This is a genomic window from Streptomyces sp. NPDC048295 (assembly GCF_040652135.1).
GTDB lineage: Bacteria > Actinomycetota > Actinomycetes > Streptomycetales > Streptomycetaceae > Streptomyces.
In genome coordinates, this window is sequence record NZ_JBEZLL010000010.1 from 150068 (window position 1) to 172723 (window position 22656).

Consider the following 22656-nt stretch of genomic DNA (forward strand, 5'->3'; position numbering starts at 1 on the left):
GTTCGGCGGTCGTTGCAGACTGGTGTAGACCAATTGAGGTACGGTGCGTAACCCGCCTGGAAGACAGGGGCACCGGTGATCGTCATCATTGAGGACCACCCGGCCACCCGCTCGCGAAGCTGGGCCAAACGTGCGTTACGGTGACGAAACGGACCCAGGGTGGGCCGTCGCACGCATGTGAACAACCAGGGAGAAGGCCATGGCCAGCAAGGCTGAGAAGATCGTCGCCGGGCTCGGCGGTATCGAGAACATCGACGAGATCGAAGGCTGCATCACCCGCCTCCGCACCGAGGTCCACGACCCGAGCAAGGTCGACGAAGCCGCACTCAAGGCCGCCGGAGCCCACGGCGTCGTGAAGATGGGCACCGCGATCCAGGTCGTCATCGGCACCGACGCCGACCCCATCGCCGCCGACATCGAAGACATGATGTGACCGGCCACCGAACCCCCCGCTGAGCCGACCGCCCGGCACCGCACAGGCCCCGCCCGACCGGACGGGGCCTGTGCCGCACCCGAACGGACGCCACCCCGGTACCCGATAGGGTCGACGCCATGTCTCGTATCGACGGCCGCACCCCCGAACAGCTCCGCCCCGTCACCATCGAACGCGGATGGAGCAAGCACGCCGAAGGCTCCGTACTCATCTCCTTCGGCGACACCAAGGTCTTCTGCACCGCCTCCGTCACCGAAGGCGTCCCGCGCTGGCGCAAGGGCAGCGGCGAAGGCTGGGTCACCGCCGAATACTCCATGCTCCCCCGCTCCACCAACACCCGCGGCGACCGCGAATCCGTACGCGGCAAGATCGGCGGCCGCACCCACGAGATCAGCCGCCTCATCGGCCGCTCCCTGCGCGCCGTCATCGACTACAAGGCCCTCGGCGAGAACACCATCGTCCTCGACTGCGACGTCCTCCAGGCCGACGGCGGCACCCGCACCGCCGCCATCACCGGCGCCTACGTCGCCCTCGCCGACGCCGTCACCTGGGCCCAGCACAAGAAGATCGTCAAGCACGGCCGCAAACCGCTGACCGACACCGTCTCCGCGATCAGCGTCGGCATCGTCGACGGCACCCCCCTCCTCGACCTCTGCTACGAGGAGGACGTCCGCGCCGAAACCGACATGAACGTCGTCTGCACCGGCGACGGCCGCTTCGTCGAAGTCCAGGGCACCGCCGAGGCCACCCCCTTCGACCGCAAGGAACTCGGCGCCCTCCTCGACCTCGCCACGGCCGGCTGCACGGACCTCACCGCCATCCAGCACGAGGCCCTCGCCCACACCCTGGGCGAGTAAAGAAGCAACCAAGAACGCACCACAACGCGTCGTTACGAACACGGGCGCACGGGTCGAACCGTGCGCCCGTCCGCGTATCCGCACCCGGGGAGGAACCGCACCATGGCCAAGGCCACCCGCCACCGCCGCACCACCGTCGCGCTGACCCTGACCGCCCTCGCCCTCACCGCCGCGACCGGCTGCGGCGCCGTCGACAAGGCACTCGACTGCGTCCGCACCGCCGACGCCATCGCCACCAGCGTCGACAACCTCCAACAGGCCGTCTCCAACGCCACCAACGACCCCACCCAGGCCTCCGAAGCCCTCGACGACATCCAGAAGTCACTCGGCGAACTCGGCGACAAGACCGACAACGCCGACCTCGGCAAAGCCGTCGACGACCTCCAGGCCGGCGTCGGCAACGTCCGCGACTCCATCGACAAGGGCGACGCCACCCCCGACATCACCCCGGTCACCGACGCCGCCGCGGAGATCGGCAAGGTCTGCACCCCCTGACCACCCCCGATACTGGGTGACATGACCCGCCTCATCCTCGCCACCCGCAACGCCGGGAAGATCACCGAACTCCACGCGATCCTCGCCGACGCCGGCCTCACCCATGAGCTCGTCGGCGCGGACGCGTACCCGCACATCCCCGACGTCAAGGAAACCGGCGTCACCTTCGCCGAGAACGCCCTGCTCAAGGCCCACGCCCTCGCCAAGGCCACCGGCCTCCCCGCCGTCGCCGACGACTCCGGCCTCTGCGTCGACGTCCTCGGCGGCGCCCCCGGCATCTTCTCCGCCCGCTGGGCCGGCACCCACGGCGACGACAAGGCCAACCTGGACCTCCTCCTGGCCCAGCTCTCCGACATCGACGCACCCCACCGCGGCGCCCACTTCGCCTGCGCCGCCGCCCTCGCCCTCCCCGACGGCACGGAACGCGTGGTCGAGGGCCGCCTCACGGGCACCCTGCGCCACACCCCGTCCGGCACCCACGGCTTCGGCTACGACCCGATCCTCCAGCCCGAGGGCGAGACCCGCACCTGCGCGGAGCTGACCCCGGCGGAGAAGAACGCGATCAGCCACCGGGGCAAGGCGTTCCGGGCGCTGGTGCCGGTGGTGCGGGAGTTGGTGGGGTGAAACGAGAGATGCCTGGTCCCCGAGGGGCCAGGCATCTCTTTCCCGGTGCGCCCGGTCGGATTCGAACCGACACAAACACGACCACCTAAAGATCGCCGCTCACCAGTTGGCGTACGGGCGCAGAACGAAGCCAAGGCTACCGTGCTGCGCGGAGCTGGTGGGAACGGTTGGAGAAATTTGCGCTTTGGCTGTGGCAGGACGGGCACAGGTAGCGCAGGTTTTCCAGGCGGTTGTCGAGCCGGTCGCCGTTGATGTGATCGATCTCCAGGACTAGGCGCTTGCCCTGCCACACTTCCCTCAGGCCACATTCACCGCAGGTTCGCGGTGCCCCGGTCTCGTCGAGTGCTCGTCGTAGCAGGGCTGTCTTGGTTCGCGGTGCCCCGGCAGGGAGCCGTTGCAGGATGTCCTGCGCTGCACGGCGGGTGGATGGCGGGCAGCCAGCGTTGTGGCCTTGCCCCACGAAATGGGCTGTCGACAGCTCGTACAGGGCAATGCTTCGCTTGGCTTTTGCTCTCCCTGCGCCATTCAAGGGATGCTTCCCGAGTGCGCGCATCACGCCAGCCATGCTGCGCGATTCCGCGACGGCCCGAGTGATTTCTTCCCGAGAGAAGTGCCGCTGGTCGCCCCGGCGGCCGGAGCCGGTGAAATGCGCGGTGTCGATGCCGAACTTCTCAAGCCTTCGACTGATGTGGGCGTAGAGGCTGTCGTACGGCACGATGCCCATGAACTCAAGCATCTCGCGGACGCTGTATGAGTGGGCCGCTGCCTCCTGCAGGCGCTCTCTGGTGTACGAACGGGCAGGCTGACGAGGTAGCGGCTCGTCTGCGAAGTGCGTCGTGTCGATGCCGTAGTGGGTCAGCCTGATGCGGAGGTATCGACGAGGCCCGCTGGCAAGGGGGGCGTCGAGGCGACGCATGAGATCGACAAGGCTTGTCGCCGCAGCTGCCGTCCGGGCAAGCAACTCGGGTGTGTACCGCGGACTGTTCAAGACATCGCCCGTCGCTTGCGTCCGCGGTAGGTGTCCGTAACTGCATGGCAGTTGGGGCACAGTAATCTCAGGTTGCCCGGACGGTTGTCCCACCACTCGCCGTTGATGTGGTCCACTTCGTGCCGGAGCGGCTTGTTGTTCCATTCGGTGCCCGTACCGCACAGTGTGCAGCGTTCCGGTACCCCGATGCGGATGAGTTCCCGGCGGAGCCGGTCGCCGGAAGTCCTTCCGGCCAGTGGCGACTTAAGGGTGAGCAGTTCGCCACGCGGGCTTCTTGAGCGGCGCGGGGACGCGGAGAAGTGTGATGTGTCGATGCCCAGCGCTGCGATTCGACGGCTGATGAGAGTGTGGTTGCCTCCAACCGGGCTGATGCCGAGGCGCCGGAGTACATCCTTCATGCTGACGGACTCGGAGACCACCTCGCGCAGTCGCGCTTCGTGGTGGCGGATCCGCCCCGTCGTGAAATGAGATGTGTCGATGCCTGCCTGCGCCATCTTCCGGCGCAGATAGCTCCGGCTCCCCGGCGTCGGCGTTCCCCCGCACCAGCGGACCGCATCGTTCGCGTTCGTGGTTTCCCGCGCCGCCTCTTCGAGTAGCTCGCGGGTGTATCGAGCCGCCATGTTCCCCTCCGCATCCGGCCACGTGTTCGCAGCCTCGTACGGAGCAACGAGCCGTTTATCGGAGGGTCACGTCCGATATCCGACAAGATGTGGAATGGCGTGCGCCGCTTCGGTCGAGGCTGAAGCGGCGTAGGCCATTCCGGGGGCCGGGGCCAGGGGGTCCGGCAGTGTGGTCGGCTCAGATGCCGAGGTCCTTGATGATCTTGGCGACGTGGCCGGTGGCCTTGACGTTGTAGAGGGCGCGTTCGACCTTGCCCTCCTCGTCCACGACGATCGTGGAGCGGATGACACCCGTCACCGTTTTGCCGTAGAGCTTCTTCTCGCCGAAGGCGCCGTACGCCTCAAGGGTCTCCTTGGACGGGTCGCCGACCAGCGTGACCTGGAGGTTCTCCTTCTCGCGGAACTTGGCGAGCTTCTCGGGCTTGTCGGGGGAGACGCCGATCACGTCGTATCCGGCACCGGTGAGCAGCTCCAGGTTGTCGGTGAAGTCGCAGGCCTGCTTGGTGCAGCCGGGGGTGAGGGCGGCCGGGTAGAAGTAGACGATGACCTTGCGGCCCTTGTGGTCGGCGAGCGAGATCTCGTTGCCGTCGGCGTCGGGCAGGGTGAAGGCGGGGGCGGTGTCGCCGGGCTGGAGTCGCTCGCTCATGGTTCTCCTCGGGTGGCACGTGGGGTGTACGGGATCGAGGGTAATAGGGGTGCCGCCGGGTGCGCGGGCGGTCGAGCTGACAGACTGTCGATGAAGGTTTACCGGACGAGGACCACGGAGGCGGCGCAGTGTCGGATGCCAGGACCCCTGCGCAGATCGAGGCGGACATCATCAGCAGGCGTGAGCAGCTTGCGGTGGTGCTCGATGAGATCGGGGTGCGGGTGCACCCGGATACGATCATGGGTGATGTGAAGGCCAAGGCTGTCGAGGCCGTGGACCGGACGGCCGGGCGGGCTTTCGTCGCGGTGAACCGGGCCGTGTCGGATGTGAAGGCACAGTTCGTGTCCGAGGACGGGGCCCCGCGGCTGGAGCGGGTGATTCCGGCGGCGCTGCTCGCGGTGGGTGTCGTGGGTCTGGTAGTGGCGTCGAAGCGGCGCCGGAAGGGCTGATGTCGCGGCCTGTGCACCCCGGAGGGGCGTGCGGGCGCGGCGGGCAGGTAGGTTGCGGGGCGTGAGCGAGAACACCGACGACAAGCTGCCCATTCGCATGCTGCACGACCGTGTGCTGGTCCGGTCCGATACGCCTGAGGGTGAGCGGCGTTCCGGTGGCGGCATTCTGATTCCGGCGACGGCTGCGGTCGGCCGGCGGCTGGCCTGGGCCGTGGTGGTGGCGGTCGGCCAGAACGTGCGGACGGTGGAGCCGGGTGACCGGGTGCTGTACGACCCCGAGGATCGTGCGGAGGTCGAGGTGCGTGGTGTGGCGTATGTGCTGATGCGTGAGCGGGATCTGCATGCGGTGGCGGCGGACCGGTTCGAGGGTTCGGTGGATTCGACCGGGTTGTATCTGTAGGTCCTGTTTCATCCGCGGGTCCTGCTTCTCCGCAGGTCGTGTTTGTTCCGCGGCTCCTGCCGCTGGCGTGGCCCGTGGGTGCGGGTGCTTGGCCTGGTGACCGGTGTCACCAGGCCTTTTGCATGTTCTTTGCTACGGTGGGGGCACCCGACGAGACGCGCCGTACCGGGCTTCGACAAGACGACGCACCGTGTTGTCCGCGTGTTCTGTCTCGTCGGAGGTGCCGTCATGGCGTGGGTTCTGCTTGTTGTCGCCGGTCTGCTGGAAGTGGCCTGGTCGATCGGGATGAAGTACACCGAGGGGTTCACCCGGTTGTGGCCGAGTGTGTTCACGGGTCTCGGGATCGTGGCGAGCATGGTGATGTTGTCGCATGCGGCCAGGACGCTGCCGATCGGTACGGCGTACGGGGTGTGGGTCGGGATCGGTGCTGCGGGTGCGGCGATATTGGGGATGGTGGTGCTGAACGAGCCGGTGACCGCCGCCCGGATCTTCTTCGTCTGTCTGCTGCTGGTGGCCGTTGTGGGGCTGAAGGCGACCTCGGGTCACTGACGCGGGGCGGGGGTGCCCTGAGGTGCGGGGAGGGTTCCGCTGGTTTCTCCTGGGGCGCCCCCTTCGCCGTTGTCGCCGCCGGTGTTTTCGCTGCCGCTGCCGGTGTTGTGTGTGCCGGCGTTGCCGGTGGGGCCTTCGGCCGGGGTGTTGGTGTCGGTGCCGCCGGTGGCGGGTCCGCTGGGGCCGGGGGGTGAGGGCTTGTGGGGCGGGGTGGTTCCGGGGCGGTTGGGCGGGGTGCCGGTGGTGGTTTCGGAGGGTGTTCCGGTGTTCTGGCGGGTTTCCTCGGCGGTGGGCGGGGCGGGTTCTTCGGCGCCGCGTTCGAGTTCGAGGTCGAAGTCGGTGGCCGTGGTGCCACGCAGGGCGGCCTCGGTGTACTGGGCCCAGGTCTGGGCGGGTGCGCCGCCGCCGTTGATGCGGGCCAGTCCGAGTGCTCCGTAGAGCGGTTTCTGTACGCCGGTCCGGGGGTCCTGGCCCATGACGGCGATGACGGTGGTGAGGTCGGGGGTGTAGCCGGCGAACCAGGCGGCTCTGTCCTCCTCGGCGGTGCCGGTCTTGCCTGCGGCGGGGCGTCCGGCGCTCTGGGCGGCGGTGCCGGTGCCGCCCTCGACGACGCTCTGGAGGATCGAGGTCGTGGTGTCGGCGGCCGGGCGGTCGACCGCCTGTTCGGCGTGGCCGGTGTCGGGGAGTGTGAGGTCTTCGCCGTTCTTGCTGATTCGTTCGACGAGGGTGTACGCGTTGTGCCGTCCGTGGTTGGCGAGGGTGGCGTACGCCTCGGTCATGTCCAGGACGCTGGCGGTGGAGACACCGAGTGCGATGGACGGGGTGGCGGTGAGGTCGGGGGTGTTCTTCGGGAGGCCGAGGCCGATGGCGGTCTGTTTGACGTTGTCCGGGCCGACGTCCTCGGCCATTTGGGCGTAGACGGCGTTGACGGATTTGTCGGTGGCGGTGGAGACGGTGATGGGTCCGTAGTCGATGTCGTCCTCGTTGGCGGGGGCGTATCCGGTGGGTCCGTGGGGGCCTTGGACCATGCGTTTGTTGGTGCCGTCGTAGAGGGTGTTGGGGGTGATGCGCCGGCCGTCCTGGGTGGTGGAGCCGTTGGCGACGGCGGAGGTGAAGACGAAGGGTTTGAAGGTGGAGCCGACCTGGTAGTCGCGCCGGGTCGCGTTGTTCACGTACTGCTTGGTGTAGTCGATGCCGCCGTACATGGCGACGACGCGGCCGGTGGCGGGGTCGATGGAGGCGCCGCCGACGCGGACGTTGCGGTCGGCCGGGCGGTCGGGGCTGGTCTGGGACATGACGTTGTCGTCGACGGCCTTGACGAGTGCGTCCTGCTTCTTCTTCTCCAGGGTGGTGGTGATCCGGTAGCCGCCGGTGGCGAGGGTGTTCTCGTCGATGACGTCGTTGCCGGTGAGGTAGTCCTCGACGGCCTGGACGATGTAGCCGCGTTGTCCGGAGAGGCCGGTGGACGGCTTGACCTTGCCGGGCAGGGGGAATTTCATCGCGGCGCGTTCGTCCGCGCGGAGCCATTTCTCCTTGACCATGCCGTCGAGTACGTAGTTCCAGCGTCCGAGGACCGCGGCCTTGTTCTCGGGGTGGACGACGACGTCGTACGCGCTGGGGGCGTTGAGCAGGGAGGCGAGGTAGGCGCCTTCGGCGGTGGTGATGTCGCCGATGTCCTTGGAGTAGTAGGCCTGGGCGGCGGCCTGGATGCCGTAGGCGTTGCGGCCGAAGTAGCTGGTGTTGAGGTAGCCCTCGAAGATCTGGTTCTTGGTTTCCTCGCGGTTGAGTTTGACCGCGATGAAGAATTCCTTGATCTTGCGGACGACGGTCTGTTCCTGGCCGAGGTAGTAGTTCTTGACGTACTGCTGGGTGATCGTCGAGCCGCCTTGTCTGCCCTTGCCGGTGAGGGTGTTGAAGGTGGCGCGGGTCATGGCTTTGACGTCGATGGCCCGTTCGGAGTAGAAGTCGCGGTCCTCTGCGGCGAGGACGGCGTGCTGGACGGTGAGCGGTACCTGGGCCAGTCTGACGTTCTCCCGGTTGATCTCGCCGGAGCGGGCGAGGACGCTGCCGTCCTTGTAGAGGTAGACGTTGGACTGTGCGGTGGCGCTGGTGTTGGCGGCCGGGATGTGGACGAGTTGGTATCCGGCGATGAAGCCGCCGATCAGGAGTACGGCGATGAAGAGGGCGGCGCCGAGGACCATCCGCCAGGTGGGGAGGGCGCGGCGCCATCCGGTGCGTCTGGGGCGCTTGGGTTTCTTCGTCGTGCTGCCCCCGCTTCCGTCGTCGGGATTGCCCGGATGGCCGGGGTTGCCGGGGTTGCCGGACGCACCGGCGCTGCCGTGGGCGGCCTGATCCCTGGGGGCCCAGCCCCGGGGTTCGTGGTCCCCGCCCGGCTGCTGTGGTTCGTCGCTCATTTCCGTGCAGACTCCTCGGCCGCGGTCAGTTCCCCCATAGTGCCCTTTTCTGCGGAATAAGCACCGGATCGACCCCGTGGTCGGCCCTGAAAAGCGGTCGCGGTGGCTGTTCCGGGTGGACTAGGGTCGTGCGCTTTGGTGTCCAAAGCCGTTGGGCGCCGGGTGACGGGGGGTGTATGCGGTGCGGCTTTACGCGGTGGTGGCGGCGGGACAGTTCCGGCGCTACGCCACCTACCGGACCGCCACGGCGGCGGGGGTCTTCACCAACACGGTTTTCGGGTTCATTCTCGCGTACACCTATGTGGCGTTGTGGGACGAGCGGCCGCAGCTCGGTGGTTATGACATGTCCCAGGCGCTCAGCTATGTCTGGCTGGGTCAGGCGCTGCTGATGACCTGTTCCATGATGGGCGGCGGTTTCGAGGACGAGCTGATCGAGCGGATCCGTACCGGTGACATCGCGGTCGATCTCTACCGGCCGGCGGATCTCCAACTGTGGTGGCTCGCGGGTGATCTGGGGCGTGCCGCTTTTCATCTGCTGGGGCGTGGCATCGTGCCGATGCTGGTGGGGTCGCTGGCCTTCGATCTGGCGTTGCCGTCGTCGCCGGGGATCTGGGTGGCTTTCCTTCTGTCGGTGGCGCTCGGTGTCGTGGTCAGTTTCGCGATCCGTTATCTGGTGGCGCTTTCCGCGTTCTGGCTGCTGGATGGGGCGGGGATGGCGCAGATGGCCTGGCTGGCCGGGATGTTCTTCTCCGGGATGCTGCTTCCGCTGACGTTGTTCCCCGGGGTGCTGGGGGATGTCGCGCGGGCGTTGCCGTGGTCGTCGCTGCTCCAGGTGCCGGTGGATGTGTTCCTCGGCGAGTACCCGGGGTGGGAGCTGGTGCGGGCGTATGCCTTCCAGGGCGGCTGGGCGCTGGCGCTGCTGCTGGTGGGGCGGATGGTGCAGTCGGTGGCGACGCGGAGGGTGGTGGTCCAGGGTGGCTGAGGCGACGGGTGCGGTGGCGGGGGCGGCGGAGGTGTCCGGCGGCCGGTCCGCCGAGTGGCCCGAGGAGGTGTTCGCCCGACGGCCGGGGTTCGTCGAGGGGGTCAGGGCGTACGGGCTGATCGCGATGATGTGGTTGCGTTCGACGATGGCGTACCGTGCCTCGTTCGCGCTGACGGCGTTCGGGAACTTCGCGGCGACCGCCTTCGACTTCGTTGCGATTCTGCTGATGTTCTCGCACGTGGACCGGCTGGGTGGCTACACGCTGCCCGAGATCGCGCTGTTGTACGGGGTGTCGGGTACCGCGTTCGGTTTCGCCGATCTGTTGCTGGGGTCGATGGACCGGCTGGGTTCGCGGGTGCGTGACGGCACGTTGGACACGCTGCTGGTGCGGCCGGTTCCGGTGCTCGCCCAGGTGGCGGCGGACCGGTTCGCTCTGCGCAGGCTGGGGCGGGTGCTCCAGGGGGCGCTGGTGCTGGGGTACGCGTTGGTGGCGCTGGACATCGCGTGGACGCCGCTGAAGGTGGTGATGGTGCCGTTGATGCTGCTGAGCGGGGCGGCGATCTTCGGGGCGTTGTTCGTGGCCGGGGCGGCGTTCCAGTTCGTCGCGCAGGATGCCGCCCAGGTGCAGAACGCTTTCACGTACGGCGGGAACACCCTGCTCCAGTATCCGCCGTCGGTTTTCGCGAAGGACCTGGTGCGCGGGGTGACGTTCGTGGTGCCGCTGGCCTTTGTGAACTGGCTGCCCGCGCTGTACGTGCTGGGCCGGGAGTATCCGTTGGGTCTGCCGGACTGGGTGGCGTTCCTGCCTCCGGTGGTGGCGGGCCTGTTCTGGTTGCCGGCCGGTCTGGCCTGGCGTGCGGGCCTGCGTGCGTACCGCAGTACGGGAAGTTGATCCATGACGACGAACGGGGCAGGGCAATGGGCAGGGATGTGGGAAGTACCGCCGGATTCATCGAACTGGACGATGTGGAGAAGGTCTTCGACGTGCGTCGCAGGACCGGTTTCATGCGGGGTGAGCGCCACCGGGTGCGGGCGGTCGATTCGATCAGTTTCCGTGTCGCGCGTGGCGAGATGGTGGGTTACATCGGCCCGAACGGCGCGGGGAAGTCGACGACGATCAAGATGCTGACCGGCATTCTCACTCCGAGCGGCGGCCGGCTGCGGGTGGCGGGTATCGACCCTTCCCGGGAGCGTACGAGGCTGGCGCACCGGATCGGTGTGGTGTTCGGTCAGCGGACCACGCTGTGGTGGGATCTGCCGCTGCGCGATTCGTACCGTCTGATGCACCGGATGTACCGGATTCCCGACGCGCGGTTTCGGGAGAATCTGGATCGCTGTGTCGAACTTCTCGATCTGGGTGAGCTGTTGGATGTTCCTGTGCGTCAGCTGTCGTTGGGTCAGCGGATGCGTGGTGACATCGCCGCGGCGCTGCTGCACGATCCCGAGGTGCTGTATCTGGACGAGCCGACGATCGGGCTGGACGTGGTGTCCAAGTCCAGGGTGCGTGGCTTCCTGCGTGACCTGAATGCCGAGCGCGGTACGACGGTGCTGCTCACGACCCATGATCTGACGGACATCGAGCAGCTGTGCAAGCGGGTGATGGTGATCGACCACGGCCGGTTGATGTATGACGGTGCCTTGGCCGGTCTGCATGAGGTGGGTGAGAGCGAGCGGACGCTGGTGGTCGATCTGGAGCGTCAGCTGCCGCCGATCCGGCTGGAGTCGGCGCCTTCGGTCCGTACGGTGAAGGTGGAGGGGCCGCGGCAGTGGCTGGCCTTCCCGGCTTCGGAATCGGCTGCTCCGCTGGTTGCGCGGATCGCCGCGGACTATCCGTTGGTCGATCTGTCGGTGCGCGAGCCGGACATCGAGGCCGTGATCGCGAAGATGTATGAGTCCGCTCCCGGTATGTAGGACTGTGACGTCTGCGCGGACGTTCAATAGGCTGCGCGGTATGACAAGTGACCTTCCGGAGATGCGTGCCTCCGATACAGAGCGCGAGCGTGTCGCCGAGATCCTGCGCGAGGCGGTTGCCGAGGGCCGGCTGGAGATGGAGGAGTTCGAGCAGCGGCTCGAAGCGGCCTACAAGGCTCGTACGCACGGGGAGTTGCAGCCGCTGGTGCGGGATCTTCCGGCGTCGGGTGCGGAGGTCGCCCCGGTGGGGGCCGCTGTGACGCGGACCGGTTCGCAGAAGCGGTGGGCGGACCGGATCGGCAAGCCCGCCACGTCGAGCGGCGCGTTCGCGCTCTGGGGTGGTTTCGGGCGTCGGGGGAACTGGACGGTGGGCCGGAAGTTCACGGCGTTCGCGATGTGGGGCGGCGGTGAGATCGATCTGCGCGAGGCGAACTTCGAGGACCGCGAGGTGGTCATCCGCTGTTTCGCGATCATGGGCGGTATGCAGGTGACGGTTCCGCCGGAGCTGAACGTCGAGGTCCGGGGCATCGGCATCATGGGTGGTTTCGGGGAGCGCACGAAGGACGACGGGGTTCCGTCGCCGGACTCCCCGCGGGTACGGATCACCGGTTTGGCGCTGCTGGGCGGCATCGGTGTGGAGCGCAAGCGGAGCAAGGCGGAGAAGCAGCGGCTGCGGGACGCGGAGCGCGGGCGCGGCCGGCTGGAGAAGGGCCTGTCGGACTGAGTGCGGTGGTGCCCCTGGAGCATCCCGGGGCACCGCCCGTCGACGTCGCCCGTCAGAGCTGGTCGGACCTGGGCTGTTGGGGCGTCAGCGCCGTCAGGTCCACCAGTGAGCCCAGGAGCCGGTAGCCCGCGTCGTTGAGATGGAGGCGGTCGCCGCTGTCGTACGCAGGCCGGAGCCGGGCCGGGTGGTGGGGGTCGCGGGCCGCCGCGTCGAAGTCGATGACGTGGTCGAAGATCCCGCCCGCCCGGATCAGCCCGTTGACCCGTTCCCGTACGCCGTCGCGTGCGGGTGTCCAGGTGCGGTATCCCTCGTACGGCATCAGTGTCGCGCCGACGACGTGCAGTCCGCGTGCGTGGGCGCGCCGGGTCAGGGACCGCAGGGCGTCCGCGATGCGCTGCGGGTCGGTCTCCTGGGGGGAGCGCTGTACGTCGTTGATGCCGAGCGCGACGACGACGGTCTTCACTCCGGCGATGTCCAGTACGTCGCGCTCGAAGCGGGCGCTCGCCCGTACGCCGCTGCCGTCGCGCAGGATCCGGTTGCCGGCGATGCCCGCGTTGGCCACTCCGTACCGGCCGCCCAGCCGGTCGGCGAGCACGTCGGGCCAGCGGCTGTTCGTGTCGAGGGTGGAGCCGGTGCCCGCGGTGAGCGAGTCGCCGATCACGGCGACGGTTCCGGCGGCGGCCAGGGTGTGCACGTCGACGGCGGTGAGGTAGCGCCAGTCCTCGGTCCGCCGGGTGCCCCACGCGGTGTCCACGTACGAGGTCTGGTGGCTGCGTCCGTGGACGGTGACGGGCCCCTCGGCGGTGGGGGTGCGCAGGGTGACCACCAGGTCGGAGTCGGCGGCCACGCGGACGGCGACGGGGTCGCTGACGACCTGCCCGCCGGCTGCGACGGTCACGCGCCCGGCGCCCCGGAAGGTCACGGGGCGGCTGCTCACGGTGGCGCGGTCCACGAGCAGTGGACGGGTGCCGAAGACATTGGAGAGGGTGATGCGGGCCGCGTCGCCGCCGATGCTGGTGTGCACGATGTTCCGGACGGTGCGTTGGTGCAGGGTGCTGCCGTCGTGGGAGTCGGCGACGCCGGAGACGGGTGCGGCCGCCCAGGTGGCGGCCCAGAGGCCGGTGGAGTGGGCGGGGGCGGCGGGTGTTCGGGCCACGGAGCGCGGGTCGGGTGCGCTGATTTGCTCCGGCGGGGTGCCGGGGCCGGAGAACAGCAGGGAGCCGGCGAAGGCCACGGCGGCGGCGAGTGCGGCGGTGCCCGCCACGGGGGCGATGAGCGGGGCATACCCCTGGCGCCTGGGCATGGGCGGTGTCTCTCCTCATGATCAATTGGACTGGTCCCATGATGGGGCAGGTCGTCGGGAACTCGACGCGTGGCCCGGGAGTAGGTCAGGTAGGGACAATGCGTACGGGACATGGGGGGCGAGGCGTACGCGGACGGGTGGAGCGGATGGAACGGATCGATCGGACCGGCCCCGGGGAGCCGGGGGCGCGGCAGCTGGAGCGTGCCGGGGAGCAGGCGGCGGGTGCGGCCCGGCCGGCACCCGGTGGCCGGGCTGCTCCGCTCGCGTCGTTCGCGTACACGGCGGCGGACGAGGAGAAGCGGCGCGGGGTGCGCCGGATGAAGGCGACGGCCACGGGCCTCCTCCTGCTGGTCGCGTTGGTGTACGTGCTCGCCACCTGGGCGAAGAGCGCGGGTGTGGGCGGCTGGCCGGGCTTCGTCGCCGCGGCCGCCGAGGCGGGGATGGTGGGTGCGCTGGCCGACTGGTTCGCCGTCACGGCGCTGTTCAAGCGTCCGCTCGGCCTGCCGATCCCGCACACCGCCATCATCCCCACCAAGAAGGACCAGCTGGGGGCCTCCCTGGGTTCCTTCGTCGGTGAGAATTTTCTCTCCGGTGACGTCGTGCGGGGCCGGATCCACGCGCTCGGTGTCGGTGGGCGTCTCGGTGCCTGGCTGGCCGAGCCGGAGCACGCGGACCGGGTCACCGCCGAGCTGTCGACGGCGTTGCGCGGTGCGCTGAGGGTGCTGCGGGATTCCGATGTGCAGGCCGTGGTGGGTGAGGCGATCACCCGGCGGGCCAACGCGGCGGAGATCGGGCCCGGTCTCGGCAAGATGCTGGAGAAGATCGTCTCCGACGGCGGCCACCGCAAGGTGGTGGACCTGATCTGCGTGCGCGCCCACGACTGGCTGGTGCTGCACGGCGACTCGGTGATGGACGCGGTGCAGGGCGGGGCTCCGGGCTGGACGCCGAGGTTCGTCGACAAGCGGGTGGGGGAGCGGGTCTACAAGGAGCTGCTGCGCTTCGTCACGGAGATGCGGGACATGCCGGGGCACCCGGCGCGGGCCTCGATCGACACGTTCCTGACGGACTTCGCGGCCGATCTCCAGACGGACTCGGACACCCGGGCCAGGGTGGAGCGGCTGAAGTCGGAGATCCTGGGGCGCGGCGAGGTCCAGGACGTCATCGCCTCGGCCTGGTCGTCCGTACGCACGATGATCATCGCGGCCGCGGAGGACGAGCAGAGCGAACTGCGGCTGAGGGCGCGGGCCTCACTGATGGCGCTGGGGGCACGGCTGGCGAGCGACGGCCGGCTCCAGGCGAAGCTGGACGGCTGGCTGGAGGACGCGGCGGTCTATGTCGTCACGACGTACCGCGCGGAGATCACCTCACTGATCAGCGACACGGTCGCCGGCTGGGATGCGGACCAGACGTCGCGGAAGATCGAGGCGCACATCGGCCGCGACCTCCAGTTCATCCGGATCAACGGCACGGTGGTGGGTGCGCTGGCGGGGCTGCTGATCTACACGGTGTCGTGGGCGCTGGGGGCCTAGGGCCTCGTTCGGTTCAGGCCGGGCCCGCGGGGTCCGGCACGCACGCCCGCCGCCGCGTCGCCGGTCGCCGGGGCTCCTTCCCCGGGCTCTCGGCTCTGCCATGCGATCGCACGGCCGGGCTCTTGGCTCCGCCTCGCGATCGTACGCACCGGACCCCGCTCCCTGATCCGGCTTGATCCGGACGGAAGACCCCGGCACGGCACAGCACGGCACAGCACAGCGCGGGAAAGGGGCGGGGCCTTTCGCGGCCCCGCCCCTTTCCCGTGCTCCCGTGCTTCCGTACGTGCGGCTCAGGCGGCCCGGCGGGTGACCGCCCACGACGCGGCGGCCACGCCGCCCGCCACGGTGAAGACGGCGGGCCAGGCGCCGACCTTCTTGGCCAGCGGGTGCGAGCCGGCGAACGCGGCGAGGTACGCCGCGGTCAGCCCGGCGGCGGCACGCGGCCCGGCCTGCCGGTTCCATTCGTACGCGGCGACGGTGCCCGCGGCGGCGAGGGCGACCCCGCCCAGCGGGCGCTTCCTGGTCCACCGCGCCATGGCGTACCCGCCGACCAGCCCGCTCGCCGCCACCGCCGCTGCCGGAACCTTCGCCATCGCAGCCACCTTCGCCTTCTCGTCCGTGTCGTCCGGGCCGTGGGAGCCCGGGTCTTCGAGGCTAACGCGGCGCCCGGCGTTCCGGTCGCCGAGGGGGTGCACAAGCGTTTACCCTGGGGTGAACGCGCGTGCACCCCTGCGCTGCTTCGCCTCTCACCCCGCACCACCCCGCCCGCCACCGAGCACCGTACGGAGAGCCATGCCCGCGGACATACCCGCCCCGGCCGCCACCACCGAGGCCCCGCATCCCCGCTTCGCCGTCGGTGTGCTGGCGTTCTGCGGTGTCGTGGTCGCGGTGATGCAGACGATCGTCGTCCCGCTGCTCCCGCACATCCCGGCCCTGACCGGCGCGACCCCGGCCGCCGCGAGCTGGCTGGTCACCGTCACCCTGCTCACCGGCGCCGTCTTCACGCCCGTCCTGGGGCGGGTCGGCGACATGTACGGCAAGCGGCGGGTGCTCGTCGCCTCGCTCATGGTGCTGGTGCTGGGTTCGGTCCTGTGCGCGGTCAGCTCCCACATCGGGGTGCTGATCGCCGGCCGTGCCCTGCAGGGTGCCGCCCTCGCCGTCCTGCCGTTGGGCATCAGCATCCTGCGCGACGAACTCCCGCCCGAGCGGGTGCTGTCCGCAGTCGCGCTGATGAGCTCGACGCTCGGCATCGGCGCGGCGATCGGGCTGCCGGTCGCGGCCCTCGTCGTCGAGAACTTCGACTGGCACACGATGTTCTGGGTCTCGGGTGCGATCGGCGTCATCGACATCGTGCTGGTGCTCTGGTGCGTACCGGAATCACCGGTGCGTACCCGTGGCCGCTTCGACGCCCTCGGCGCGCTCGGGCTCTCCGGTGCCCTGGTCTGTCTGCTGCTCGCGGTCACCCAGGGCGCCGACTGGGGCTGGACCTCGGCCCGGACGGTCGGCCTGCTGGTGGCGGCCCTCGTCGTGGCGCTGTTCTGGGGGGCGTACGAGCTCCGGGTGGCGTCGCCCATGGTCGACCTGCGGGTCTCGGCCCGCCCGGCGGTCCTGCTCACCAACGTCGCCGCCCTGTTGATCGGCTTCGCCTTCTACGCGAACTCCCTGGTCACCGCACAGATGGTGCAGGAGCCGAAGGAGACGGGATACGGACTCGGCGCCTCGCTCGTCGTCAGCGGTCTCTGTCTGCTGCCGGGCGGCGTGATGATGGTGGCGCTCTCGCCGGTCTCGGCGCGGATCTCCGCGAAGTACGGCCCGAAGGTCAGCCTGGCGCTGGCGGCCGGGGTGATCGGCGCGGGTTACGTGGTGCGGTACTTCACCAGCCACAACCTCTGGCTGATCATCGCCGGTGCGACGGTCGTCGCCTCGGGCACGGCCATCGCGTACTCGGCACTCCCGGCGCTGGTCATGCGCGGTGTTCCGGTCAGCGAGACGGGCGCGGCCAATGGCCTCAACACCCTGATGCGCTCGATCGGCCAGGCCTTCTGCAGCGCGACGGTGGCCGCCGTCCTCGCCAACATCACCTTCCGGGTGGGCGGCAGAACGGCCCCGACGCTCCACGCGTACCAGCTGGTCTTCCTGATCGCGGCGGGCGCGGCGCTCGCCGCGCTGCTGGTCACCCTGTTCCTGCCGGGCAGCCGGGCACCCGCGACGGGTACGGTCGAAGAGCACCATGACGTTCCCGCCGGCCGGAAGGACGGTGTGGGGACGATGCCGATCCAGGAGGGCGCATGACCAGTGGCCAGGCCACCGCACCGGCTCCGGCCCGGCCCGCCGCCGACCCGGGCACCGGCCGGGACGCGATCCTGCGCGCCGCCCGCCGGGCGTTCACCCAGCGCCCGTACGCCGAGGTCACCATCAGGGGGATCGCGGCCGACGCCGGAGTGAGCCCGTCCCTGGTGGTCAAGCACTTCGGCCGCAAGGAAGAACTCTTCAACACCGTCGCCGACTTCGGGCCCGCCGCCGCGGAACTCTTCGACGCCCCGCTCGGCGTGCTGGGCCGCCACATGGTGGTGACGCTGGTGACCCGCCGCCGCGAACTGCAGTCCGACCCGCTGCTGCGCGTCGTCTTCTCGCTCGGCAACCGCGACGAGCGCTCCCTGCTGCGCGACCGCTTCCAGCAACAGGTCACCGACGCCCTGACCGCCCGCCTCCCCGGCCGCGAACGCGCCCTGCGCGCCGAACTGGTCGCCGGCCACCTCCTCGGCCTCGGCGCCACCCTCAGCCTCCACCGCCAGGGTGCCGGCGCGGACGCCACCCCCGAACACATCGCGGACCTGTACGCGCCCGCGCTGCAGTCCCTGATCGACCGCCCCTGACCGGAACTCCTCGGCGGGCACCCGTGATCGACGGGCGAGGGCGCGGGGCCCGGGCCGGCGAGCCGGGCGGAGAGGTAAGGTCTGGGCCAACCGGACGAGGGGGGCCTCATGTCCATCCGTACCGAAGCATGCCGCGCTGCGACCGCCGTGGTCGCCGCGGTGGTTCTCGGGGCGTTCCTGGCGGGGTGCTCGGCCGAGACCTCGCAGGGGCCGGGCGGTGACGTTCCCGACGTGGCGCCGTCCGCGAACGCAGCCGCCGCGTCCAGGGCCGCCGACCGGGCCGACGCGGCACGGAACGCCGCGGACGAGGCCGGTGCGGAGGCGGAGGCGTCCCGGGCGGCCGAGGCGGAACTCAACAGGCCGGAGGCCGTACGAGACGCCTTCGCGGGCCTCCAGGCCACGTTCAACGACGACTGTGCCCCGGGCTCGTCGAACTGCGCCTACTTCCTGGGCCGGGTCCACGACGAACTGGCCCGCCTGGACCGGGCCATGAAGGCGGACGCCCAGGGCCCCGGCCACTTCAAGGAGCCGATCGCCCGGATCGCCGCCCTGCGCGGGACGCTGAAGGACGACACCTCCACGGAGAACCTGGAGAAGCACCGTTCGAACTGCTCGGCACCCGCGACCGCATCAACACCTGGATGCAGGGCCACCCCGAGGACTACCGCTGACCGTGACCCACCGCTGACCCACGGGCACCTTCACGTTCACGGGCGGTAGAGCGCCCGGCACCGGACGGGGTCGACCGGCTCGCCCTCCCGCACCGGCAGGAAGTACTCCACCTGCCACTCCTGCGTACGGCCCGCCTGGCGACCGGTCGTCGTCACCCACGGCGGGTAGACGCGGAAGGCGCGCTTCCCGCCCACACCGTCGCGCGACACGATGTCCCGCTCGCAGAGCACCTCGCGCGGGAACACGAACTGCCCGAAGCCGTCGGCGCCGCGGGAGCTGATGACGAAGAGGTCGACCGGGTCCGCGGAGTCATAGGGCCGGATCGGCCCGGCCGAGGACCGCTTCCACACCGTCACGAACTGGCCGGCCTTCGTCGGCGTGGTCCGCGCCACCCGGAACCTGACGGCGGAGCCGTCCACGGTGAACGAGTGTGCGCCGTACTCGGCGCTCTCCGCCTCGGCCACCGGCCGCGTGCACACGAGCCCGCTCGGTTCGTAGACCAGCGTCCTCGCCGCGAGGAGGTCGGGATGGAGGGACTCGGGAAGTGTGGTCATTTCCCCCATTCTGTCAGCAGCTGTCCCCTCGTCGCACGGCCGGGGCGGGCGACGGGTTCCCCCGGTGACCACGGCGAACCGCCGCCCCCGCTTCCCGCATACGACACCACCCCGGTACGAGGGCGGGGCGGCTCGTACCGGGGTGGGGGTCGCGGGGCGCGGTGGGATCAGCTGAAGACGACCGAGCGCAGCTTGAGCCGCTCGGAGGCGTGACCGCCCTTGGGCCGGAGGGTGAAGTAGTCGCCCTCGCAGTCGGGGCCGCTGAAGACCGTCGCGCTGGAGTCGGTGAAGTTCCACGGAGTGTGGGCGGGGTTCGTCGAACCGGGGTCGGCCACCTCGGGCAGGGTGATGCACATCCGGCTCGGCGGGTCGACGAGGAAGCCGAACTGTGGCGACCCGTCGAGGCCGGTGTAGGTGTACCTGAAGTCCCCGGTGGCCGCGCCGGCCGAGGTCGGCACGGCGACAATGAGTGCGAGCGCGCCGAGGGCGGCAGCGACGGTGGAACGAAGGCGCATGGGGGGAACTCCTTGTACGGGGTCGGAAACGCCCCAAGTCTGCGTCGCTGACCTGCGGTTACTGTCGAAGGAGAGGCTCCGTCACCCGGACGGGAACCGCTGAAACGGTTCTTCCGGCGGCCAAGTGGGTCATGGGCCGGCCCCACCGTGTTGACCACACCACCGCACCGGTCCGCTGCCAGGTCCTGGTGCGGCCCGGGTAGGACACGGACGACCGTGCTCAACGGGGGCCGGTCGAGGCGATGCCCGCAAGATCACGCGGGGCGACCGCGTCCCGGGCATGGCGGCCGCGCAGGCGGAGCCGGTCCGTCAGGGCGTGACGTACGACATCGAGGTGGACACGACGCGGAGCGGGTCCATGGAGTGCGCGCGGCTCATCGCAGCCCACCTCGGCTGACCGGGCGCGGCCCATCGACGTACGCTCCCGACGCCGCGCCGGGCCGCGCCACGCCACCGACGGAGGCTCTCGCGGTCCCACCGACACAAGCTCGCGCCGTCCCACCAGCACAAGCTCGCGCCGTCCCACCGACGAAGGCTCCCGCCACCTTCTGATCGTTTCCGGCCACAGCACTGCGCACACAGCTCTGCGCACACAGCACCGTGCGCAGAGCGCCGTGCGCAGAGCGCCGCGCACAGAGCACTGCGCACAGAGCACTGCGCACAGAGCACTGCGCACAGAGCACTGCGCACAGAGCACTGCGCAGCACCGCGTGGTACTTCACAGCCCGCGCGGCGCCGTGCGGCAAGCACTACGCGTCGCCGAGCTCCAGCTCACCGACGACCTGATCCCCGCTCATCTCCCCGGTCAGCCGGAATCCGAGCTTGAAGTAGAACTGCTCGGGCCCGTGTTCACCGGGGGCCCAGCTCACGGTCGCACGGGTCTGTCCCCGCCGCCGGATCTCCTCGCAGACCGCCTCCACCGCGAAGCGTCCGTATCCCCGTCCCTGTTGATCGGCGGCGATGTTCAGCCGCCAGAGCCCGGAACGCAACCGGTCGTCGTTCGGGTCGTCCGGATAGAACCGGACGTCGAAGAAGGCCATGACGAAGCCGACGAGCTGCTCGCCGTCGAGGATCAGCCGGGGCCAGGCGATGTCGGGGGTCGCATAGGCCTGGGCCAGCGACCAGGCGACCGGCTTCACGAGCCCGTCCTGGTCGGGTCGTACTTTCAGGTGGCAGGCGGCCTCGACGTTGTCCGGCCCGACCTTTTCCAGCCGCAGTGTTGAAGACATGCGGGCAACCTACGGACGGACGCCCTGCCACAACGAACGAATACCCGGTGCCGCCGAGGCGGTGGCACCGGGTACTCGATGAACTCCCTTTGCCCGAAGGGAAGTTCGAAGGTCAGTTCGCGGGCGCCTGGTACAGGCCCCGGCCGGCGCGGTGGGCCCGGGAGGTGGCGACGAGCCGGTCGAGGGTGCTGCGAACGGTGTTGATGCCGTTGGGGGTGAGTTCACGCCCCAGGGCCTTCGTCACGTCGCGGGCGCGGACGGGGGTGTCGCCGGACGCGGCGAGCACCTTCATGGTCAGCTCGGTGAGGCTGCCGCTGTCGTCGACGGCCGGTGCGGCGTCCGCGGAGGGCGCGGCCTTCTTCGGGGCCTTGGCCTTCGCGGGCTTGGCGGCCTTGGACGGCGCGGTCTTGCTCGTCGCCCTGGCCGTCTTCGTCGCCTTCGCCGGTGCGGCGGACTTCGCCGTCGCCTCGGTGTCCTTGGCGTCCTCGACCTGCTCGGCGGACTTGGCGGCGACGGCCTTCTTGGTCTGGCCGCGCTGGGCCCTCGGCTTGGCGGCGGCCTGCTTGCGGCCCTTGGGCGCGGCAGGCGCCTTGCGGGCGGCGCGGCGCGCGGGGGCGGCCGCGGCCTGCTCCTGCGGGGCTTCCGCCTGGGCGGTGGCTTCGGCGGAGTCGGCGGAGTCGATGGAGGCCTGCGCCTGCTGCGGAATCCTTGCAGCGGGAACGCTCACCGCGTCGGCCCCGGCGTCCTCCGCCTCGACCGGCTCCGCCGCCGCGCTCGCGGAGGGGGCAGGGGCGGGGGAGGCCGACAGCGCGCGCAGCGCCGTCAGTGCGGTCCGCACCGACTCCAGGCGCTCGGTGACGGTGGCGAGCTCCTTCTCCAGGGTCTGCTGGTGCTGCTCAAGGGCCGGAAGTTCCGCCTCCAGCAAGGTGGTTGTGGCATCGATGGTGACCAGTGTGCTGGTCTCGGAGGTCATGTTGTCGCCCTTCTGTCCCGGCCGACCGTTGGTGACCGATGTATCGCAGGGTAAGGGGTGTTGTGTTGTGGCCGGAAATCGCCCGTCCACCACGGCGATCCGCAAAGCACCGTCAGCACCGGTCGCCAGTCTCCTGAACTGCGCCGCGGCGTGCCCCGGAGTTGGTCCGGGAGACACTCGTTTGGCCGTACCGGGGAATCGGTGGAGGTGTCCGGCACGCGGCAACGCCGACCGGATGCGGATCCGTTCAGCCCACGTGGTCCGCCGTGCTTTCGCCCTGCCCACCGCGTGCGGCCGCTTCCGCCATGCGCGCCGTCGTACGGGCACCGTCCAGGGCCTCACGGACGATGTCCGCGTGCCCGCTGTGGTGTGCGATCTCCCGGAAGACGTGCAGCAGCACATGACGGACGGTCCATGTGAGGGGTTCCGGCGGTGACCAGGGGTACCGGGGAAGCGAGACGAGCCGATCGAGATCGGGCTCCTGGCGCACCGTGCGGTCGAACTCCGCTGCTGCCGCCCGGAAGGCGTCGAGCAGCCCGGCCAGGGTCTCGCCCTCGGTCATACGGGTGCCGTCGGGGTCGAGATCGGCCCGGCCGACCTCGGCCGGCGCCGTGCCCTCGACCACCGCGAGCCAGGTTCGCTGGACCTCACCGAGATGCTTGACCAGACCGCCGAGCGTCAGCTCGCTGACGGTGGTGGTGAGCCGGGCCTGGTCCTCGCCGATGTCCGCGAGGGCGTAGAGGAAGTTGGTGCGCTGATCGGCAACGATCGCGAGAAGATCTGTGCGCTCCCCGGCCTGCGCGTCGTCGCCGGTGCTCGTCGTTCCCATCGGGTGTTCCCCTTCCGCCAGGATTCCGGCCCACGGCCCTGGGCCGATTCGCTGGGATCATTCCCGCCGGCCGGGGTCGTCATC

The 22656-nt window shown here is 69.9% G+C and carries 26 protein-coding genes, 1 tRNA gene, 1 pseudogene and 1 riboswitch; of the genes and pseudogenes, 16 read left to right on the top strand and 12 right to left on the bottom strand.

The genetic code is table 11. From position 1 onward, the window contains the following. The first annotated feature begins 199 nt into the window (after positions 1–199). The 4 genes from AB0D53_RS17415 (at position 200) to rdgB (ending at position 2409) form a co-directional block, all read left to right on the top strand. Positions 200–433 carry a PTS glucose/sucrose transporter subunit IIB gene (locus AB0D53_RS17415; protein WP_014156020.1) on the top strand — a complete coding sequence of 78 codons (234 nt, stop codon included), beginning with the start codon at positions 200–202 and terminating at the stop codon, positions 431–433. Positions 434–552: 119 nt separating this feature from the next. Next, complete coding sequence (gene rph, locus AB0D53_RS17420) at positions 553–1290, top strand: ribonuclease PH (protein ID WP_362446751.1); 738 nt, start codon at positions 553–555, stop codon at positions 1288–1290. Positions 1291–1392: 102 nt separating this feature from the next. After that, entirely contained in the window at positions 1393–1785 is a 393-nt protein-coding gene (locus tag AB0D53_RS17425; protein WP_362446754.1) for a hypothetical protein, read from the top strand. Positions 1786–1806: 21 nt separating this feature from the next. Beyond that, positions 1807–2409 (top strand): RdgB/HAM1 family non-canonical purine NTP pyrophosphatase, encoded by a 603-nt coding sequence (gene rdgB / locus AB0D53_RS17430; protein WP_362446757.1) that lies wholly within the window; start codon positions 1807–1809, stop codon positions 2407–2409. A 46-nt stretch (positions 2410–2455) separates the two neighbouring features. Here the strand turns inward: rdgB and AB0D53_RS17435 are convergent. The 4 genes from AB0D53_RS17435 to bcp all read right to left on the bottom strand — a co-directional run bounded on the left by AB0D53_RS17435 (position 2456) and on the right by bcp (position 4663). Continuing rightward, positions 2456–2530: transfer RNA gene (locus AB0D53_RS17435), tRNA-Leu, on the bottom strand. Between the two features lie 15 nt (positions 2531–2545). Then, the gene (locus AB0D53_RS17440) at positions 2546–3145 is read right to left on the bottom strand and encodes an HNH endonuclease signature motif containing protein (protein ID WP_362446760.1); all 600 of its coding nucleotides are present in this window, start codon (positions 3143–3145) and stop codon (positions 2546–2548) included. Between the two features lie 248 nt (positions 3146–3393). Beyond that, the gene (locus AB0D53_RS17445; RefSeq protein ID WP_362446763.1) at positions 3394–4017 is read right to left on the bottom strand and encodes an HNH endonuclease; all 624 of its coding nucleotides are present in this window, start codon (positions 4015–4017) and stop codon (positions 3394–3396) included. A gap of 178 nt (positions 4018–4195) precedes the next feature. Then, positions 4196–4663, bottom strand: coding sequence for a thioredoxin-dependent thiol peroxidase (gene bcp, locus AB0D53_RS17450; RefSeq protein WP_362446766.1), 468 nt, complete (start codon positions 4661–4663; stop codon positions 4196–4198). A 128-nt stretch (positions 4664–4791) separates the two neighbouring features. Between bcp and AB0D53_RS17455 the strand changes: the two genes are divergently transcribed. From AB0D53_RS17455 to AB0D53_RS17465, 3 genes are all read left to right on the top strand, one after another. After that, positions 4792–5112, top strand: coding sequence for a DUF3618 domain-containing protein (locus AB0D53_RS17455; RefSeq protein WP_329818233.1), 321 nt, complete (start codon positions 4792–4794; stop codon positions 5110–5112). Positions 5113–5173: 61 nt separating this feature from the next. Next, entirely contained in the window at positions 5174–5512 is a 339-nt protein-coding gene (locus AB0D53_RS17460; RefSeq protein ID WP_030923137.1) for a co-chaperone GroES, read from the top strand. Between the two features lie 120 nt (positions 5513–5632). After that, a riboswitch (guanidine-III (ykkC-III) riboswitch) is annotated at positions 5633–5702 on the top strand. 38 nt (positions 5703–5740) lie between these two features. Beyond that, positions 5741–6061, top strand: a complete 321-nt coding sequence (locus tag AB0D53_RS17465; RefSeq protein WP_329818232.1) for a multidrug efflux SMR transporter — start codon at positions 5741–5743, stop codon at positions 6059–6061. Here the strand turns inward: AB0D53_RS17465 and AB0D53_RS17470 are convergent. Then, positions 6055–8475, bottom strand: coding sequence for a transglycosylase domain-containing protein (locus AB0D53_RS17470; protein WP_362446771.1), 2421 nt, complete (start codon positions 8473–8475; stop codon positions 6055–6057). The two genes, AB0D53_RS17465 and AB0D53_RS17470, sit on opposite strands and share 7 nt — an antisense overlap. 181 nt (positions 8476–8656) lie before the next feature. Here AB0D53_RS17470 and AB0D53_RS17475 point away from each other — a divergent pair, with 181 nt between their 5' ends. From AB0D53_RS17475 to AB0D53_RS17490, 4 genes are all read left to right on the top strand, one after another. Further along, a complete protein-coding gene (locus tag AB0D53_RS17475; protein ID WP_362446774.1) occupies positions 8657–9457 on the top strand; it encodes an ABC-2 family transporter protein in 801 nt (266 codons plus the stop codon). A 31-nt stretch (positions 9458–9488) separates the two neighbouring features. Then, complete coding sequence (locus AB0D53_RS17480) at positions 9489–10349, top strand: ABC transporter permease (protein ID WP_362447080.1); 861 nt, start codon at positions 9489–9491, stop codon at positions 10347–10349. 26 nt (positions 10350–10375) lie between these two features. Continuing rightward, positions 10376–11368 carry an ATP-binding cassette domain-containing protein gene (locus tag AB0D53_RS17485; protein WP_362447083.1) on the top strand — a complete coding sequence of 331 codons (993 nt, stop codon included), beginning with the start codon at positions 10376–10378 and terminating at the stop codon, positions 11366–11368. A 61-nt stretch (positions 11369–11429) separates the two neighbouring features. Then, positions 11430–12092 (top strand): DUF1707 domain-containing protein, encoded by a 663-nt coding sequence (locus tag AB0D53_RS17490; protein WP_362447086.1) that lies wholly within the window; start codon positions 11430–11432, stop codon positions 12090–12092. Positions 12093–12144: 52 nt separating this feature from the next. Here AB0D53_RS17490 and AB0D53_RS17495 read toward each other — a convergent pair whose 3' ends face one another. Next, positions 12145–13395, bottom strand: coding sequence for an SGNH/GDSL hydrolase family protein (locus AB0D53_RS17495; RefSeq protein WP_362446777.1), 1251 nt, complete (start codon positions 13393–13395; stop codon positions 12145–12147). Between the two features lie 98 nt (positions 13396–13493). Between AB0D53_RS17495 and AB0D53_RS17500 the strand changes: the two genes are divergently transcribed. Beyond that, positions 13494–14924, top strand: coding sequence for a DUF445 domain-containing protein (locus tag AB0D53_RS17500; protein ID WP_362446780.1), 1431 nt, complete (start codon positions 13494–13496; stop codon positions 14922–14924). A 290-nt stretch (positions 14925–15214) separates the two neighbouring features. Here AB0D53_RS17500 and AB0D53_RS17505 read toward each other — a convergent pair whose 3' ends face one another. Continuing rightward, positions 15215–15517 carry a hypothetical protein gene (locus AB0D53_RS17505; protein WP_362446783.1) on the bottom strand — a complete coding sequence of 101 codons (303 nt, stop codon included), beginning with the start codon at positions 15515–15517 and terminating at the stop codon, positions 15215–15217. A gap of 199 nt (positions 15518–15716) precedes the next feature. Between AB0D53_RS17505 and AB0D53_RS17510 the strand changes: the two genes are divergently transcribed. From AB0D53_RS17510 to AB0D53_RS17520, 3 genes are all read left to right on the top strand, one after another. After that, complete coding sequence (locus AB0D53_RS17510) at positions 15717–17216, top strand: MFS transporter (protein ID WP_362446787.1); 1500 nt, start codon at positions 15717–15719, stop codon at positions 17214–17216. Continuing rightward, the gene (locus AB0D53_RS17515) at positions 17213–17800 is read left to right on the top strand and encodes a TetR family transcriptional regulator (RefSeq protein WP_362446790.1); all 588 of its coding nucleotides are present in this window, start codon (positions 17213–17215) and stop codon (positions 17798–17800) included. The genes AB0D53_RS17510 and AB0D53_RS17515 overlap by 4 nt, the downstream gene beginning before the upstream one ends. A gap of 108 nt (positions 17801–17908) precedes the next feature. Then, positions 17909–18520, top strand: a complete 612-nt coding sequence (locus tag AB0D53_RS17520) for a hypothetical protein (RefSeq protein ID WP_362446793.1) — start codon at positions 17909–17911, stop codon at positions 18518–18520. On the opposite strand, the gene AB0D53_RS17525 is transcribed toward AB0D53_RS17520, so the two are convergent. Together AB0D53_RS17525 and AB0D53_RS17530 are read right to left on the bottom strand one after the other, a co-directional pair. Beyond that, a complete protein-coding gene (locus tag AB0D53_RS17525) occupies positions 18508–19026 on the bottom strand; it encodes a MepB family protein (protein WP_362446796.1) in 519 nt (172 codons plus the stop codon). The genes AB0D53_RS17520 and AB0D53_RS17525 overlap by 13 nt on opposite strands. A gap of 167 nt (positions 19027–19193) precedes the next feature. Further along, a complete protein-coding gene (locus AB0D53_RS17530; protein ID WP_362446799.1) occupies positions 19194–19541 on the bottom strand; it encodes a hypothetical protein in 348 nt (115 codons plus the stop codon). A gap of 247 nt (positions 19542–19788) precedes the next feature. Here AB0D53_RS17530 and AB0D53_RS17535 point away from each other — a divergent pair. Then, a pseudogene (locus AB0D53_RS17535) lies at positions 19789–19938 on the top strand (chloramphenicol phosphotransferase); the annotation flags it as partial. A 352-nt stretch (positions 19939–20290) separates the two neighbouring features. On the opposite strand, the gene AB0D53_RS17540 reads toward AB0D53_RS17535, so the two are convergent. The 3 genes from AB0D53_RS17540 to AB0D53_RS17550 all read right to left on the bottom strand — a co-directional run bounded on the left by AB0D53_RS17540 (position 20291) and on the right by AB0D53_RS17550 (position 22572). After that, complete coding sequence (locus tag AB0D53_RS17540; RefSeq protein ID WP_362446802.1) at positions 20291–20770, bottom strand: GNAT family N-acetyltransferase; 480 nt, start codon at positions 20768–20770, stop codon at positions 20291–20293. Between the two features lie 112 nt (positions 20771–20882). Beyond that, positions 20883–21743 (bottom strand): hypothetical protein, encoded by an 861-nt coding sequence (locus AB0D53_RS17545; protein WP_362446805.1) that lies wholly within the window; start codon positions 21741–21743, stop codon positions 20883–20885. Between the two features lie 247 nt (positions 21744–21990). Next, entirely contained in the window at positions 21991–22572 is a 582-nt protein-coding gene (locus AB0D53_RS17550; RefSeq protein WP_362446808.1) for a DinB family protein, read from the bottom strand. Between the last annotated feature and the right edge of the window lie 84 nt (positions 22573–22656).

Excerpts from the sequence above, each read along its gene's own strand:
- AB0D53_RS17415 (WP_014156020.1), top strand. The coding sequence starts at position 200 with ATGGCCAGCAAGGCTGAGAAGATCGTCGCCGGGCTCGGCGGTATCGAG.
- rph (WP_362446751.1), top strand. The coding sequence starts at position 553 with ATGTCTCGTATCGACGGCCGCACCCCCGAACAGCTCCGCCCCGTCACC.
- AB0D53_RS17425 (WP_362446754.1), top strand. The coding sequence starts at position 1,393 with ATGGCCAAGGCCACCCGCCACCGCCGCACCACCGTCGCGCTGACCCTG.
- rdgB (WP_362446757.1), top strand. The coding sequence starts at position 1,807 with ATGACCCGCCTCATCCTCGCCACCCGCAACGCCGGGAAGATCACCGAA.
- AB0D53_RS17440 (WP_362446760.1), bottom strand. The coding sequence starts at position 3,145 with ATGCTTGAGTTCATGGGCATCGTGCCGTACGACAGCCTCTACGCCCAC.
- AB0D53_RS17445 (WP_362446763.1), bottom strand. The coding sequence starts at position 4,017 with ATGGCGGCTCGATACACCCGCGAGCTACTCGAAGAGGCGGCGCGGGAA.
- bcp (WP_362446766.1), bottom strand. The coding sequence starts at position 4,663 with ATGAGCGAGCGACTCCAGCCCGGCGACACCGCCCCCGCCTTCACCCTG.
- AB0D53_RS17465 (WP_329818232.1), top strand. The coding sequence starts at position 5,741 with ATGGCGTGGGTTCTGCTTGTTGTCGCCGGTCTGCTGGAAGTGGCCTGG.
- AB0D53_RS17470 (WP_362446771.1), bottom strand. The coding sequence starts at position 8,475 with ATGAGCGACGAACCACAGCAGCCGGGCGGGGACCACGAACCCCGGGGC.
- AB0D53_RS17485 (WP_362447083.1), top strand. The coding sequence starts at position 10,376 with ATGGGCAGGGATGTGGGAAGTACCGCCGGATTCATCGAACTGGACGAT.
- AB0D53_RS17490 (WP_362447086.1), top strand. The coding sequence starts at position 11,430 with ATGCGTGCCTCCGATACAGAGCGCGAGCGTGTCGCCGAGATCCTGCGC.
- AB0D53_RS17495 (WP_362446777.1), bottom strand. The coding sequence starts at position 13,395 with ATGCCCAGGCGCCAGGGGTATGCCCCGCTCATCGCCCCCGTGGCGGGC.
- AB0D53_RS17500 (WP_362446780.1), top strand. The coding sequence starts at position 13,494 with ATGCGTACGGGACATGGGGGGCGAGGCGTACGCGGACGGGTGGAGCGG.
- AB0D53_RS17505 (WP_362446783.1), bottom strand. The coding sequence starts at position 15,517 with ATGGCGAAGGTTCCGGCAGCGGCGGTGGCGGCGAGCGGGCTGGTCGGC.
- AB0D53_RS17510 (WP_362446787.1), top strand. The coding sequence starts at position 15,717 with ATGCCCGCGGACATACCCGCCCCGGCCGCCACCACCGAGGCCCCGCAT.
- AB0D53_RS17515 (WP_362446790.1), top strand. The coding sequence starts at position 17,213 with ATGACCAGTGGCCAGGCCACCGCACCGGCTCCGGCCCGGCCCGCCGCC.
- AB0D53_RS17520 (WP_362446793.1), top strand. The coding sequence starts at position 17,909 with ATGTCCATCCGTACCGAAGCATGCCGCGCTGCGACCGCCGTGGTCGCC.
- AB0D53_RS17525 (WP_362446796.1), bottom strand. The coding sequence starts at position 19,026 with ATGACCACACTTCCCGAGTCCCTCCATCCCGACCTCCTCGCGGCGAGG.
- AB0D53_RS17530 (WP_362446799.1), bottom strand. The coding sequence starts at position 19,541 with ATGCGCCTTCGTTCCACCGTCGCTGCCGCCCTCGGCGCGCTCGCACTC.
- AB0D53_RS17540 (WP_362446802.1), bottom strand. The coding sequence starts at position 20,770 with ATGTCTTCAACACTGCGGCTGGAAAAGGTCGGGCCGGACAACGTCGAG.
- AB0D53_RS17545 (WP_362446805.1), bottom strand. The coding sequence starts at position 21,743 with ATGACCTCCGAGACCAGCACACTGGTCACCATCGATGCCACAACCACC.
- AB0D53_RS17550 (WP_362446808.1), bottom strand. The coding sequence starts at position 22,572 with ATGGGAACGACGAGCACCGGCGACGACGCGCAGGCCGGGGAGCGCACA.